The sequence below is a fragment of the Leifsonia sp. PARNA 1/14 genome, from assembly GCF_055720965.1.
This window is the reverse complement of record NZ_JBVQSP010000001.1, coordinates 204754-218722: the sequence shown is the minus strand read 5'-3', so window position 1 is coordinate 218722 and position 13969 is coordinate 204754. Positions and strand designations below refer to the sequence as shown.

14 protein-coding genes and 1 tRNA gene are annotated in these 13969 nt (G+C 68.5%); 9 read left to right on the top strand and 6 right to left on the bottom strand.

Annotation, left to right across the window (positions count from 1 at the left end):
* The first annotated feature begins 62 nt into the window (after positions 1-62).
* The 8 genes from AC0HS0_RS01120 (at position 63) to pstB (ending at position 9273) form a co-directional block, all read left to right on the top strand.
* The gene (locus tag AC0HS0_RS01120; protein ID WP_472961063.1) at positions 63-2276 is read left to right on the top strand and encodes an RNA degradosome polyphosphate kinase; all 2214 of its coding nucleotides are present in this window, start codon (positions 63-65) and stop codon (positions 2274-2276) included.
* Positions 2273-3211, top strand: coding sequence for an NUDIX hydrolase (locus tag AC0HS0_RS01115; protein WP_472961062.1), 939 nt, complete (start codon positions 2273-2275; stop codon positions 3209-3211). The genes AC0HS0_RS01120 and AC0HS0_RS01115 overlap by 4 nt, the downstream gene beginning before the upstream one ends.
* Positions 3212-3315: 104 nt before the next feature.
* A complete protein-coding gene (locus tag AC0HS0_RS01110) occupies positions 3316-4101 on the top strand; it encodes a hypothetical protein (RefSeq protein WP_472961060.1) in 786 nt (261 codons plus the stop codon).
* Between the two features lie 64 nt (positions 4102-4165).
* A complete protein-coding gene (locus AC0HS0_RS01105) occupies positions 4166-5053 on the top strand; it encodes a L,D-transpeptidase family protein (RefSeq protein WP_472961059.1) in 888 nt (295 codons plus the stop codon).
* A gap of 164 nt (positions 5054-5217) precedes the next feature.
* Positions 5218-6312 (top strand): phosphate ABC transporter substrate-binding protein PstS, encoded by a 1095-nt coding sequence (pstS, locus tag AC0HS0_RS01100; protein WP_472961058.1) that lies wholly within the window; start codon positions 5218-5220, stop codon positions 6310-6312.
* Positions 6313-6405: 93 nt separating this feature from the next.
* Complete coding sequence (pstC, locus tag AC0HS0_RS01095; RefSeq protein ID WP_472961057.1) at positions 6406-7353, top strand: phosphate ABC transporter permease subunit PstC; 948 nt, start codon at positions 6406-6408, stop codon at positions 7351-7353.
* Positions 7353-8447: a phosphate ABC transporter permease PstA gene (gene pstA / locus AC0HS0_RS01090; RefSeq protein WP_472961055.1), complete on the top strand. Its 1095-nt coding sequence runs from the start codon at positions 7353-7355 to the stop codon at positions 8445-8447. The genes pstC and pstA overlap by 1 nt, the downstream gene beginning before the upstream one ends.
* 46 nt (positions 8448-8493) lie before the next feature.
* Positions 8494-9273, top strand: a complete 780-nt coding sequence (gene pstB, locus AC0HS0_RS01085; RefSeq protein ID WP_472961054.1) for a phosphate ABC transporter ATP-binding protein PstB — start codon at positions 8494-8496, stop codon at positions 9271-9273.
* 71 nt (positions 9274-9344) lie between these two features.
* Here pstB and AC0HS0_RS01080 read toward each other — a convergent pair whose 3' ends face one another.
* The 3 genes from AC0HS0_RS01080 to AC0HS0_RS01070 form a co-directional block, all read right to left on the bottom strand.
* Entirely contained in the window at positions 9345-10100 is a 756-nt protein-coding gene (locus tag AC0HS0_RS01080) for an anti-sigma factor (RefSeq protein ID WP_472961053.1), read from the bottom strand.
* The gene (sigK, locus tag AC0HS0_RS01075) at positions 10097-10669 is read right to left on the bottom strand and encodes an ECF RNA polymerase sigma factor SigK (RefSeq protein WP_472961052.1); all 573 of its coding nucleotides are present in this window, start codon (positions 10667-10669) and stop codon (positions 10097-10099) included. Before sigK ends, AC0HS0_RS01080 begins: the two co-directional genes overlap by 4 nt.
* Before the next feature lie 259 nt (positions 10670-10928).
* Positions 10929-11558, bottom strand: a complete 630-nt coding sequence (locus AC0HS0_RS01070) for a hypothetical protein (RefSeq protein WP_055914306.1) — start codon at positions 11556-11558, stop codon at positions 10929-10931.
* Positions 11559-11615: 57 nt separating this feature from the next.
* Between AC0HS0_RS01070 and AC0HS0_RS01065 the strand changes: the two genes are divergently transcribed.
* Positions 11616-11688 (top strand) — tRNA-Lys (locus tag AC0HS0_RS01065).
* A gap of 45 nt (positions 11689-11733) precedes the next feature.
* Here AC0HS0_RS01065 and AC0HS0_RS01060 read toward each other — a convergent pair.
* From AC0HS0_RS01060 to AC0HS0_RS01050, 3 genes are all read right to left on the bottom strand, one after another.
* The gene (locus tag AC0HS0_RS01060) at positions 11734-12156 is read right to left on the bottom strand and encodes a hypothetical protein (protein WP_472961051.1); all 423 of its coding nucleotides are present in this window, start codon (positions 12154-12156) and stop codon (positions 11734-11736) included.
* Positions 12157-12199: 43 nt separating this feature from the next.
* A complete protein-coding gene (locus AC0HS0_RS01055; protein WP_472961049.1) occupies positions 12200-12517 on the bottom strand; it encodes a DUF4190 domain-containing protein in 318 nt (105 codons plus the stop codon).
* Between the two features lie 182 nt (positions 12518-12699).
* Positions 12700-13920 (bottom strand): MFS transporter, encoded by a 1221-nt coding sequence (locus tag AC0HS0_RS01050; protein WP_472961047.1) that lies wholly within the window; start codon positions 13918-13920, stop codon positions 12700-12702.
* Positions 13921-13969: the final 49 nt, after the last annotated feature.

Genomic DNA, 13969 nt, shown 5'->3' with positions numbered 1-13969 from the left:
TTTGTCCACAGTTAACCGAGACCCGTGACGCCGCCCGCTCGTCCGGTGCCATGATGGTGGGCATGGACGGCGAGCGCACCACACTGGAGAACGGCCTACTCGACAACGGGCTGAGCGGCAGCCTGGGCAGCGACTTCGACGACGACTTCGCCCCCTTCATCTACGAGCCCGATCCGTCGCTGCCGGACGGCCGCTATCTTGACCGCGAGCTGAGCTGGCTGGCGTTCAATCAGCGCGTGCTCGAGCTGGCGGAGGACCCGCTGCTGCCCGTGTTGGAACGCGCCAACTTCCTCGCGATCTTCGCCAGCAACCTGGATGAGTTCTTCATGGTCCGCGTCGCGGGGCTCAAGCGTCGCATCGCCACGGGGCTCGCGGTGCCCACGAACGTCGGCCGCGCCCCGCAGGACGTGCTGGCCGACATCTCGGAGAAGGCGCACGTCCTCCAGGTGCGGCACGCCAAGGCCTATCGCGAGCTGGTGCTGCCCGCTCTGGAGGAGGCCGGCATCACGGTCTCTTCGTGGGACGAACTCGACGACGCCGACAAGGTGCAGATGCGCGAGGTCTTCTCGCAGCAGATCTTCCCCGTGCTGATGCCGCTCGCCGTCGACCCGGCCCATCCGTTCCCGTATATCTCCGGACTGTCCCTCAACCTCTCGGTGCGCGTGCGCAACTCGCGAACGGGCAAGGAGCAGTTCGCCCGCCTCAAGGTGCCGCAGATGCTGCCGCGGTTCGTGCGCATCGACGCGCGCGAGGGTCTCGGGCAGGTGCGCTTCCTTCGCCTGGAGGACCTCATCGCCAACCACCTGGGCGACCTCTTCCCCGGCATGGAGATCCTCGACCACCACGTCTTCCGCGTCACGCGCAACGAAGACGTCGAGATCGACGAGGACGAGACCGAGAACCTCATCCAGGCACTGGAGCGCGAGCTCCTGCGGCGCCGCTTCGGGCCGCCGATCCGCCTCGAGGTGACCGACGACATGGACGACGTCACCCTGGGTCTGCTGGTGCGCGAGCTCGACGTGACCGAGCAGGAGGTCTATCGCCTCCCGGCCCCGCTCGACCTCGGCGGTCTGTTCGACCTCGCGCGCATCGATCGGCCCGATCTTCACTACCCCAACCACGTGCCCACCACGGCCCCGCAGCTCATGCCGAGCGAGCCGAACGCCAAGCCCGACGTCTTCGCCGCGGTCGCGCGGCAGGACATCCTGCTGCACCACCCCTACGAGTCGTTCGCGACGAGCGTGCAGGCCTTCCTCGAGCAGGCGGCGGCCGACCCGCACGTGCTGGCCATCAAGCAGACCCTCTACCGCACGTCGGGCGACAGCCCTATCGTGGAGGCCCTGATCGACGCGGCGGAGGCCGGAAAGCAGGTCCTGGCCCTGGTCGAGATCAAGGCGCGCTTCGACGAGCAGAACAACATCTCCTGGGCGCGCAAGCTCGAGAAGGCAGGAGTCCACGTGGTGTATGGGCTGGTCGGGCTCAAGACGCACTGCAAGCTCGCGCTGGTCATCCGCGAAGAGAAGGGCGTGCTCAAGCACTACAGCCACATCGGCACGGGCAACTACAACCCGAAGACCTCGCGCATCTACGAAGACCTGGGCCTGCTGACGGCGGACGACCAGGTCGGCAAAGACCTCACCCGGCTCTTCAACGAGCTCTCGGGATACGCGATCGAGAAGAAGTTCAAGCGCCTCCTGGTCGCCCCGCTTCACCTGCGCAAGGGCCTCCTGAAGCGCATCGACACCGAGGCCGCCAACGCGGCGGCCGGGCGCCCGTCCGGAATCCGCATCAAGCTCAACTCGATCGTCGACGAGGCGATCATCGACGCGCTGTACCGCGCGAGCCGGGCCGGCGTGCCGGTCGAGCTGTGGGTGCGCGGCATCTGCGGTCTGGTGCCCGGGCGCGAAGGGCTGTCCGAGAACATCCGCGTCCGCTCCGTGCTCGGCCGGTACCTCGAGCACTCCCGCGTCTTCTCGTTCGTGAACGACGGGGACCCGCACGTCTACATCGGCAGCGCCGACATGATGCACCGCAACCTCGACCGCCGGGTGGAGGCGCTGGTGCGGCTGGCCGACCCCGACCACCTCGCCGAGCTCGGCCGTCTGTTCGACCTCGCCTTCGACGAGCGCACCGCCGCCTGGACGCTCGCCGAGGACGGCGTGTGGACCCGGCACCACCTCGACGAGAACGGCGCACCGCTCACCGACCTCCAGACCAAGCTGCAGCAGCAGGCCAGCCATCGTCCCCGCAGCACCCGCACGGGAACGAGGCGGTGAGCCTCGCCATCTACGCCGCGGGCGCTCTGTGCTGGCGCATCGTGGACGACAAGATCGTCATGCTCGTTGTGCACCGCACCAAGTACGGCGATGTCACGATCCCCAAGGGCAAGGTCGATCCGGGCGAGACTCTTCCGCAGACCGCCGTGCGCGAGATCCGGGAGGAGACCGGGCTGGCCGTGGCGCTGGGCGTCCCACTCGGCGTCTCGGCGTACCCGCTGACCTCCGGGCGCGAGAAGATCGTGCACTACTGGGCGGCCGAGGTCACCGATCAGGCTATCGAGCAGTCGACCTTCGTGCCCAATTCCGAGATCGCGGCGATCGAATGGGTCACTCTCAAGAAGGCGCGCGGCTACCTCACCTACGATCGCGACGTCGAGATCCTCGATGCCTTCGAGGCGCTCGTGAAGCAGGGCATCACCTCCACCTTCGCCCTCATCGCCCTCCGTCACGGCAAGGCGGAGCCACGCGGGGGCTGGGACGGCCCGGACGCGTCGCGCCCGCTCACCGATCGCGGCGTCAAGCAGGCGGCCGGCGACGTGCCCTCCCTGCGCGCCTGGCGGCCGCGACGCATCATCACCAGCGACGCGGTCCGCTGCGTCGCGACAGTCGCTCCCCTGGCTGCCGCCACCGGTATCAAGCCACGACGGGAGCCCGGAATCAGCCAGGACGCCTATGAGGAGGGCAAGGGCGATGTCCGCGGGGTGGTCGGCAAGCGGGTCCGCTCCCGAAAGACCGCCGTGCTCTGCAGCCACGGGCCGGTGCTGCCAGAGATCCTTCGCGAGATCGCCCTCGCCACCGGCACCATGCCCGGCGGCTACCTCAACGACGCGGCCGACCTCGAGACGGGAGGCTTCTCGATCGTGCACCTCTCGGCGACCAACCCGTCGTCGGGCATCGTCTCGATCGAGACCTACGCGCCCCCAGTGGATTAGCCAGCCCAAGACGTTAGAAATTTCAATTTGAGATTGATGTGCGAAGAACGCTAGATTCGGGGAGCCGTGTCGATCGACGCGGGCAAACCGTTCTAAAGGGAATCATGATCTCAACTACGCGCACCCGAGTGGCCGCTGCGGCCGTCGCCGCTGCCGTCGTCACCGGGAGCCTCCTGGCAGCGGCTCCGGCCAGCGCCGCCACCGGCACCCTTACGCTCGCGAACTCCACCTTCACAGCGGGCGACTGGGCCACCGGTCTCGACGTCTCCGGCTCCGGCTTCACAGCCGACGCCGTCGTGACGATCCTCGTCACCAACACCGAGGACTCCAGCGTCCTCGACAGCCACGATGTCACCGCCGATGCCACGGGCGCCTTCGCCGACGAGGCCTTCACGCCCGTGTCCGGCCTCCCGCTGCCCGCCGACGGCGCGGACATCATCGTGAGCGCCACGTCCGACGCCGACGACACGTCGAACTCGATCCCGCTCGACATCCGCGCCGACAAGGGCATCGAGGCCAACACCAAGACCATCTCCACCGACGACCTGATCGACCCCAACGTGGGCGTGCAGATCGTCGCGTCGGGCTACACGCCGGGCGAGACCGTGACGGTGACCTCCGTCTACAACGGCGCCGACATGGCCGAGCTCACCTACACCGCCGACCGGAGCGGCACGGTCCACGCGCAGCTCTACTTCGACGGCAGCGCCGAAGCCGGGCAGATCGACTTCACCTTCACGGGTGTGACGTCGGGCGTGGTCAACACCATCACCATCACCGTGACCGGCGACGACATCGAGGGTCCGGCCCCCGAGCCGGCTCCGGCTCCGGCTCCGGCTGAGACCACCCCGGCCGAAACGGGCAAGAACCTGCCCGTGGTGAGCGGCTGACGCCGGACACGAACGAGTAGCGGGGTGGGTGCGATGAGCATCCACCCCGCTGTCGTCGCAGCACATGATGAAACAGCATTTCCTCGCCCCATCGCGTGGCGTGGCCGTCGGCATCGTCGTCGGCATCACCGTCCTCACTCTCGTCGCCTGCTCACCAGCCGTCCCACAGGCCTCCCGCACGCCGACTCCCGTCTCGACCCCGTCCGCGGAAGCCGGGCCTGCCCTTCCTCCCGAGCTCACGCCCTCCGCGATCGCCGCACTCCCCGCCACCGATTACGACGCGGTCATCGCCGGCCTGCTGCCGGAACCCCACGCGCCGAAGTTCACGGCAGCGAAGACCGTCGCGTTCGACACGCCTGTCTACGGCGACGACTTCAGCACTCCCGTCGCGCGCGTGCGCGCGACGGACTTCCTCGGCAAGCCCACGGTCGTCGTGCCGGTCGCCACGAAGGGCGACTGGTCGATGATCCTGACGGCAAGCCGAAGCGTGCTCCCGTCGAAGGCGGCTGACGGCACGACCGCACCGGCCCAGACAGCGGCATGGATGCCCACTCCGGCACTCAAGCCGCTCGGCGAACTCACGCACCGCATCGTCGTCTCGGTGTCCGCCCAGACCCTCACGATCACCGACGCGGAGGGAAAGCAGCCTGCGAGCTTCACCGTCGGCGTGGGGACGCGGGACACCCCGACGCCGACCGGTACGACCGGCTACCTTCAGGCGCGGTACCTCGATCCGAAGCAGGGCCAGGCGACCCATCGCATTCAGCTCACCTCCCTGCACGCCACGGGCGCCGACGAACCGTTCGGCGGCACGGACGGCGGCCTGATCGGAGTGCACTATCAGGATGTCTCCTCCGGAGCGGTCTCCCATGGGTGCATCCGACTCGGGCGTGAAGCGATCGAGGCGGTCGACCGCCTCGCGCTGGGCACCCCCATCAGCATCGAGGAGTGATCGCGTGGGCCACTGGTCCACCAGTGGCCCCCCTACCAGCTAGCCAACCCTTGTTTACCTTCCGTTTACCACTGCGGGGGACTCTGGACAGACACCGGGAATAGCGTCTCACGCGGGTCGCACCGACCCCGTCCTGTTGTTACTGATCCCCGGAAGGGACAACTGTGAAACTGAAGCGTCTTGGCGTTCCCGTGGCACTCCTCGCCGCCGCCGCCATCTCCCTCACCGCTTGTGCGTCGAACGAGGGCAGCACCCCGGCGACCACCACGGCCAAGCCGTCGAACCTGTCCGGCACGCTGAACGGCATCGGATCGTCCGCTCAGGGCGCCGCCCAGACCGTCTGGATCGCCGGCTTCCAGGAGGCCAACCCCAAGGTCACCATCAACTACGACCCGCAGGGCTCTGGCGCCGGCCGCAAGAGCTTCATCTCGGGCGCTGCCGACTTCGCCGGTTCCGACGCGGCCCTCAACGACGCCGAGCTCGGCGGCACGTTCGCCGGCTGCGCCGCGGGCACCAAGGGCATCGACCTCCCGGTCTACATCTCCCCGATCGCCATCGCGTACAACGTCGACGGCGTGAAGGACCTCAAGCTCGACGCCGACACGATCGCCGGCATCTTCTCGGGCAAGATCACCACCTGGGACGACGCCAAGATCAAGAGCCAGAACTCGGGCGCCACGCTCCCTTCGGCCCCGATCACGGTCGTGCACCGCTCCGACGACTCGGGCACCACGCAGAACTTCACCGACTACCTCGCTGCGAACGCTCCGTCGGTCTGGACGGCTCCGGCCTCGCAGACCTTCCCGTTCCAGGTCGGTGACGCCGCCAAGGGCACCTCGGGTGTCGCGGACGCCACGAAGAACGCGAAGAACTCGATCACCTACATCGACGAGTCGGGTTCCGCCGGTCTCTCGATCGCGCAGCTGAAGGTCGGCGACACCTACAACAAGATCAGCGCCGACGGCGCGGCCTCCGTGGTCGCCGCCTCGCCGATCGCCTCGGGCCGCGAGACCAACGACCTCGCCATCCAGATCAACCGCAAGGACACCTCCAAGGGTGCCTGGCCGCTGGTCCTGGTCTCGTACGTCGTCGCCTGCCAGCAGTACAAGGACGCCGCCAAGGCGGACCTCGTGAAGGGCTACGTCGACTACGTCATCAGCAGCGACGCTCAGAAGGCCGCCTCGGAGCAGGCCGGCTCGGCCCCGCTGTCGAACGACCTGTCCTCCAAGGTCAGCAAGGCCGTCGCCAGCATCAAGTAACACCCCGGCCGCTCGGCCTGGACCGCACGACGGTCCGGGCCGAGCGGCGCATCACCCTCACCCCTCGGGGAACCCGATGAGAGAAAGCAACGAATGACCGCCGGAACCGCAGGAGCCATCAGGCCGAAGGCGAAGGTCCGCCTCGGCGACCGCGTCTTCTCCACCAGCACCGTCGTCGCCGGATCGCTGATCCTCGCCACCCTCGCCGCCGTCGCGCTGTTCCTCATCATCCAGAGCATCCCGGCCCTGTTCGCCGGAGCCGGTGAACTGCCGAACAACGCGACCAACTTCTGGTCGTGGGTGTGGCCGCTCGTCTTCGGCACCATCTGGGCGGCGCTCATCGCGCTCCTCATCGCGACACCGCTGTCGATCGGCATCGCGCTCTTCATCTCCCACTACGCCCCCCGGCGCGTGGCGCAGACCCTCGGCTACATCATCGACCTGCTCGCCGCGGTCCCGTCGGTCGTCTTCGGCCTGTGGGGCATCGCGACGCTCTCATCGTTCGTCCAGCCCTTCTACGTCTGGCTCAGCCAGTACCTCGGCTGGATCCCCTTCTTCGCGCCGCCCGTCTCCGGCACCGGCCGGACCATCCTGACCGCCGCCATCGTGCTCGCGGTGATGGTCATCCCGATCATGACCGCGATCTGCCGCGAGATCTTCCTGCAGACTCCGCGCCTCCACGAGGAGGCCGCACTCGCACTCGGCGCGACCAAGTGGGAGATGGTCCGGATGGCGGTCCTGCCCTTCGCGCGCAGCGGCATCGTCTCCGCGATCATGCTCGGCCTCGGCCGAGCGCTCGGTGAGACCCTGGCGATCGCGATGGTGCTCTCGCCCGCGCTGATCGTGAAGTTCGCGGTGCTGCAGGCGCAGAGCCCGAACACGATCGCCGCGAACATCGCGCTGCAGTTCCCGGAGGCCACCGGTCTCGGCGTCAACGCCCTCGTCGCCTCCGGCCTCGTGCTGTTCGTGGTGACCCTCCTGATCAACGTGCTCGCCCGCTATATCGTCAGCCGCCGTGCGGCCTTCTCTGGAGCGAACTGATGGCCGCCACCACGACCGCGACGGCGCCCCGCCCGCTCGCCAACTCCTACACCGCCGGCAAGCTCCCGCGCTGGTCGCCCTGGCTGATGCTCGTCGCCTCCTGGGTGATCCTCGGTGCGGTCTTCGCGATGCTCGCCGCCAGCGGCGCCACCAAGGGCTTCAACATCGTCGGCGCCGTGTTTTTCGGGACGGTGCTCTTCGACGTCGCCATCTACACGACCTCCCTGCTGGTGGAGGGCAGCCGCAAGGCGAAGGACCGCCTGGTCACCTCGCTCGTGGCGACCGCCTTCATCGTGGCGCTCCTGCCCCTGATCTCGCTCGGCTGGACCGTCGTCACCCAGGGCCTCGCACGCTTCGATCTGGCCTTCTTCTCAGAGTCGATGCGCAACGTGATCGGCGAGGGCGGCGGTGCGCTGCACGCCATCGTGGGCACCCTGATCATCACGTTGCTCACCGCGATCATCTCCGTGCCGATCGGCCTGCTCACCTCGATCTACCTCGTGGAGTACGGACGCGGTGCTCTCGCCCGCGGCATCACCTTCCTCGTGGACGTGATGACGGGCATCCCGTCGATCGTCGCCGGCCTGTTCGCGTACGCGCTGTTCGCGCTGATCTTCGGCCCGGCCATCCGCAACGGCTTCATGGGTGCGATCGCACTGTCGGTGCTGATGATCCCCGTCGTCGTCCGCTCGAGCGAGGAGATCCTGCGGATCGTCCCGAACGAGCTGCGCGAGGCCTCCCTCGCCCTGGGCGTGCCGAAGTGGCTGACCGTGCTCAAGGTCGTGCTGCCGACGTCGCTCGCCGGTCTGGTCACCGGCGTGATGCTCGCGATCGCCCGCGTGATCGGCGAGACCGCGCCGCTCCTCATCGTGGCCGGCTTCACGACGAGCATGAACTACGACCCCTTCAACGACCGCATGATGACCCTCCCGGTGTTCGTGTACACGCAGTACACGCAGGCGGCGGGCCTGCACGCGCAGGCCTCCATCGACCGGGCCTGGACCGGCGCGCTCGCCCTGATCATCACCGTCATGCTGCTCAACCTGATCGGCCGCATCATCGCCAAGGCCTTCGCGCCCAAGTACGGCCGCTGACCCCGACCTCCCCCGACTCACCCGAAGAACGCAGACAAGGAAAAACGTGTCCAAGCGCATCGAAGTCAACGACCTGAACGTCTACTACGGCAAGTTCCGCGCCGTGGAGGGTGTGTCGCTCACCATCGAGCCCCGCACCGTGACCGCGTTCATCGGGCCGTCCGGCTGCGGCAAGTCCACCTTCCTCCGCACGCTCAACCGGATGCACGAGGTCATCCCTGGCGCCTACGTGGAGGGCGAGGTGCTGATCGACGGCAACAACCTCTACGGTGTCGGCGTCGACCCGGTGCTCGTGCGCCGTCAGGTGGGCATGGTTTTCCAGCGACCGAACCCGTTCCCCACGATGAGCATCCGCGACAACGTGCTTGCCGGCGTCAAGCTCAACAACCGCCGCATGTCGAAGAGCGAGAGCGACGACCTGGTGGAGAAGTCGCTGCAGGGCGCCAACCTCTGGAACGAGGTGAAGGACCGCCTGAACCTCCCCGGCTCGGGCCTGTCTGGAGGCCAACAGCAGCGTCTGTGCATCGCCCGCGCGATCGCCGTCTCCCCCGACGTGCTCCTGATGGACGAGCCCTGCTCGGCCCTCGACCCGATCTCGACCCTCGCGATCGAGGACCTCATCGAGGAGCTCAAGAACGACTACACGATCGTGATCGTCACGCACAACATGCAGCAGGCCTCCCGTGTCTCCGACCGCACCGCGTTCTTCAACATCGCGGGAACGGGCAAGCCGGGCAAGCTCATCGAGTACAACGACACCAACATGATCTTCTCGAACCCGACGGTGCAGGCCACCGAGGACTACGTCTCGGGCCGCTTCGGTTGATCGACCGCCCCGCATGACGAGAGGCCCACGGGATGTCCCGTGGGCCTCTCGTCATCTCCGGATGCCGTCGGTCAGGCGGGGGTGATGGCGAGGATCGGCTGGGTCGTCGGCTTCGGGGAGCCTCCGTCAGGCTCGACCGTCATCCCCACCGTGACTCCCGCGGTCATCTCACCGCTGAGCACCCGCCAGGAGGCCACGGTGCCCGACGAGTCCATGGTGCCTGCCGGGGTGGCGGCGCCGCCCTTGATGTACCAGAGCTCGTAGGTCTTGTCGTCGGCGAGTTTCGGGAGGTCGGTCGCGATCACTGCGGACCGGCCCAACTGAGCCGACCAGACCAGGGTCGCGGTGCCGCCGCCGCTGACGGCGGAGGTCGCGCGCTGCGCGTCCGGGGCAGCGTTGATCGCGGCCAGCGCCGTGGCCTGGTCGTGCTGGTAGGAGTCTGTGCCCGCCAGGCTGACGCCGACGAACGCGCCGGCGACGAACAGGACGACAGCAGCGGCCGCCGCGGCGAGGATGGCGCCGGGACGCTGGAACCAGCGACGGTCGGCGCGGTGTTCGGCGGGCGTCTGAGCGGGGTGCTCGGCAGGTGTCGCGGGCTGCTCGGGCAGGCCTGCGGCCTCCTGTGCGGTGCCTGCCGGCAGCTGGGGCGTCGCGTCGAGCTTGGCGAAGAGGGCCGCCTTCAGCGCAGCCGGAGGTTGCACCGGCTCCGCAGCGCCCGCGAGCTGTGCCGCGACATCCTCGAAGTCGCGGGCCTCCTGCTCGTTCTGAGCGCCGAGTCGCGCACCGAGTCGTCCGGGGTCGGCGATTCCACGTTCGTCGTCGGTCATCGTGTCACCCCCAGCTCGTCTCGCAGCCGTATCATCGCATCCCGCAACCGGGTTTTGGCTGTGCCGAGGGGGATGCCGAGCTCGGCAGCGATCTCGCTCTGGGTCAGGCCTCCGTAGTACGCGAGTGAGACGGCCCGACGTTGCGCGTCGCTCAGTCTCGCCATGGCCACCTCCACTCGCTCGTGCTCCACCCGCACCTCGACCGTCTCGGCCACCACGTCGAAGTCCGTCGGCAGGTCGCGGATGCCGATCGCGGTGTCGCGGTCGTGGGCGGACTGGGACGCCCGGATGCGGTCCACCGCCCTGCGGTGGGCCATGGTGAGGATCCAGGTGAGTGCTCGCCCCTTATTCGGATCGAACCGCGCGGCGGATTGCCACGCCTCCAGGAAGACCTCCTGGGCGACCTCCTCGGACTGCGCCGCGTCGACCACGAGCCGGCGCACGAGCCCCAGCACACGGGGGGCCGTCAGGTCGTAGAAGTCGGAGAACGCGCGCTGGTCGCCGCGGGCCGTCGCGAGCAGGAGCGCGTCGAGGTCGGGAGGCGAGCCGTCGCCGGAGGTGTCGTCCACGTGCTGTCTCTCCGCTCCCGGTGCTGCGTTGGTGTCGGCCGCTGTCGAAAGTCGACAGTAGACCTCTCTTGGCGGAGTCTCGTCCCTCCAGGTACGAAAGAGCCGGACCGCAGAACGCCTCTCGGCGCGAGGCCGCTCGAAGCGGCAAGTATTGGAGCCCGGGGTTACTGCGGTCCGGCTTCGTCCATAGTACAGGAGGCGCGGGATGCGTTCACGGCGTGGCGTTCGCCGCCCGAGAACGAGAACCGGGAATACCGGCTCAGTCGAGCGAGTCGGTGCGCCAGAGCCGGGCGCACGCCGTCAGCTCCTCCGCGGTGCGGGTGAAGCGCAGGGCGCGCGTGGTGAGCTCGCTCGCACGCTCCGGGTCGATCGGGTCGCGATCGTCGGCCACGGAGAGGCAACCCGCGGCCGTCACCCGGCAGAACGCGGCGGCCCGGTCGAGCGCGACGGCGAAATCTCCTTCGAACACGCCGCGGAGGATGCGGTCGGCGAGTTCGGTGACCTCCCCCGGCCCCGCCGGCGTCGGCGCCCCGGCCACGACCGGGTCGATCGACGCGATCACCTCGGTTCCGCGCTGGTACAACAGAGCGGTGCCGTCGGCGTCCTGCCGGATCAGCAACCGCAGCAGGTAGATGCGCCAAAGTGCGCCAGGGAGGCTTTTGGCGTTCGATCGCGACCAGAGCTCGGCGATCGCGTCGATGCCGTGCTCGTCGGTGTAGGCGACAAGCCGATCCACGATGTCCGGGTCGGGGTCCTCCCGCACCCGCGCGAGCAGGGCCTGCGCGGTCTCGTGCGCGACCTTGCTGATCTGCGCCGGGTCGTCCCCACCGAGGAACGCCTCGAAGATGCGCCCGGGGAACAGCGTGGGCTTGTGATAACGATCAGGCATCCCCCTATTCTGCTCCGGCACAGGGAGGTTCGGAATCCACGCTAGATTAGAGGGCGAGGGCCTCTAGCTCAGTCGGTAGAGCATCGGACTTTTAATCCGCGGGTCGTGGGTTCGAGCCCCACGGGGCCCACCCGAGTAGTCGCATGGGTCTGTGCCGCACAATCGTGGGTCGTCATCACACCGAGATCCAGCAGTAGACCTTCTGGTCCCGCTCGCGGGCAGTGGCTGCGACGCTCCTCAGCAGGAACAGGAACTCAGTGAGGTCGTCGGCGTCGGCCCTCCCGTAGAACTCCTCGATGCCCGCCCAGATATCGGAGGCCTCCACGAGGTCGTCGAGCGATCGCTCGAGCAGGGCGTCGGTGAGAGTGTCGTTCAGCCGCCAGATCAGCCTCTGGCCGCCATTATGTTCGGATATCTCCGTGCCGCTTCCGTCCAGCACGCTTTCGAACGACGCACCGCTCAAGATGGACTCCAACTGCCCGAGCTGGACGACCGGCTCGATTCCCCGCCCGTCGATTCCGTCGACCGACCTCCCGCCGGTCGAAAGTCGTGCGGGGCCACTGTCGAGGAGGGCCGCGGCATCCGTGTCGGAGGGCACGGTGAAATACTGCGTTATCAGTCCCACGGATTTCCGCCGCCCGTCACGGCAGGTGCGAGCTGATGAAGATGACGGCGTAGAAGAGGAAGCCGACGGTGCCGATGATCATGCCGGCGATGGCCAGACCGCGGCCGCGAGCCTGACCGAGTCGCGCGGCCCGGAATCCTCGCGAGGAGATCACGGCGCCGAGCGCTCCGATGAAGCCGAACACGAAGAGACTCACACACGAGATCACGAACCCCCAGATCGCCTGCTGGCTGAACGGCAGCGGCCGAGCCTGCGGCGGCGCGGGCGGCCCCGGCGGGATCGGCTGAATCGGCTGGCTCGGCTGCTGGTACGCAGGCGGTTCACGGTCGTCCATCGCGTCTCCTCCTCGCCGCGGCGTCGTGGGCGGCTGGCACGACTGTAGTGGCGATCGGCTCCTTCACACGCGGGAATCGGTCGTGTCGTGGACGGCCGCCCCCAGAAAGGAGAATCGGGCCGATTTCCCCTTGTTCGGCGGTCAGGGAGGAGATCGTCGGGCGTGTCGGACGAAATCTCCCGTTATGCGATGCGGTCCCCCACCCGCCTCTGCAACACCAGCAGACCGGCGGCCGCGACGAGCGCCAGCACAGCAGGAACCACGAACACCGCGGGCAGGCCGACCGCGCCGGCCCCGAGGCCGCCGAGGAGGCCTCCGAGCGCTGAGCTCAGGGCCGGGGCGCTGATGAAGATGGCGGAGGCCGTCGCGATCGCCGTCGGCAGGAGGCGCTGGGCGACGATGATGCCGAGGCCCGCGAAGACGCCCCAGACGCCGCCCATCAGGATCTGCCCGGCGAACAGCCCCGCGGCTGTGCCGGTGGTCGCGAAGAGCACGTTCGCGCCGACGCCGAACAGGGCGCCGACGACCATGAGTGGAAGCATCCCGGTGCGGCGGGCGACGACCACCGCGACCGGCATCAGGGCGAGCTCGACCAGTGGCTGGATGCCGATGATCGCGCCGCTGAGCGCGGCGGGCAGGTGCAGCTGGGCGTCCATGTAGATCGGGAGGTACGCATACTTGATGGGCTCGCCGGCGTAGACGAGGATGTAGAGCCCCGTGAAGGCCAGGAGCGCAGCCATCGCCCGCAGCGGCACCTGCGCACGGGAGGCGACGTCGTCGCCCACCGGAGCCGCCGACACGGCGCGCTCCCGCAGTGTCCCGAGCGGGAAGAGCTGGGCGAGCGTGCATACGGCGGTCGCGACCAGCATCGCGCGAGCGCCTGCCTGTGCCGCGAGGTAGGCGCCCGCGACGGGTCCGATGACCCAGCCGAACGTCAACGCCATCCGGACGATCGACACCACGCCGTCCGCTGCCGGTGTCGGCGAGACGGCGAGCTCGTCGTGGATCGCCGCGAACAGCTGGGAGGTCGCGGCGCCCGCGAAGCCGAGCACGACAGCGCTGATCACGAACGGCATCCACAGCTCGGTCGAGAAGGCGATCCCGAGCCAGCCGACGAAGCCGACCGCGGCGCAGATCCGGAACAGACCGAGCCGGCGACCGGTGTGGTCGGAGCGACGCCCGATCAGGTAGCCGGCGATCGGCGCGGTGAGATTGGTGAGGTAGTAGAGCCCTGCTGTGGTGAGCGAGCTGCCCAGATCGTCGACCAGGAACCGCGCGATCTGGGGCGCCGCCGCCGAGAACCCGAGACCGGACAGGAACAGCGCGATGGTCGCCCCGCGGTAGAGCGGGCTGCGGAGGACGACCCTGACGGCGGACGGCGCACGGGTGAGCTGGTCGGTCATCGAAGTCGGGTCCCCATCGAGCGGGATCGCACAGCGCGCGATCGAAAAA

Coding starts and splice junctions, on each gene's coding strand:
- pstC (WP_472961057.1), top strand. CDS start 6,406: ATGACCGCCGGAACCGCAGGAGCCATCAGGCCGAAGGCGAAGGTCCGC.
- AC0HS0_RS01110 (WP_472961060.1), top strand. CDS start 3,316: ATGATCTCAACTACGCGCACCCGAGTGGCCGCTGCGGCCGTCGCCGCT.
- AC0HS0_RS01070 (WP_055914306.1), bottom strand. CDS start 11,558: ATGCCTGATCGTTATCACAAGCCCACGCTGTTCCCCGGGCGCATCTTC.
- AC0HS0_RS01080 (WP_472961053.1), bottom strand. CDS start 10,100: ATGACCGACGACGAACGTGGAATCGCCGACCCCGGACGACTCGGTGCG.
- AC0HS0_RS01055 (WP_472961049.1), bottom strand. CDS start 12,517: ATGGACGACCGTGAACCGCCTGCGTACCAGCAGCCGAGCCAGCCGATT.
- AC0HS0_RS01105 (WP_472961059.1), top strand. CDS start 4,166: ATGATGAAACAGCATTTCCTCGCCCCATCGCGTGGCGTGGCCGTCGGC.
- AC0HS0_RS01120 (WP_472961063.1), top strand. CDS start 63: ATGGACGGCGAGCGCACCACACTGGAGAACGGCCTACTCGACAACGGG.
- pstA (WP_472961055.1), top strand. CDS start 7,353: ATGGCCGCCACCACGACCGCGACGGCGCCCCGCCCGCTCGCCAACTCC.
- AC0HS0_RS01050 (WP_472961047.1), bottom strand. CDS start 13,920: ATGACCGACCAGCTCACCCGTGCGCCGTCCGCCGTCAGGGTCGTCCTC.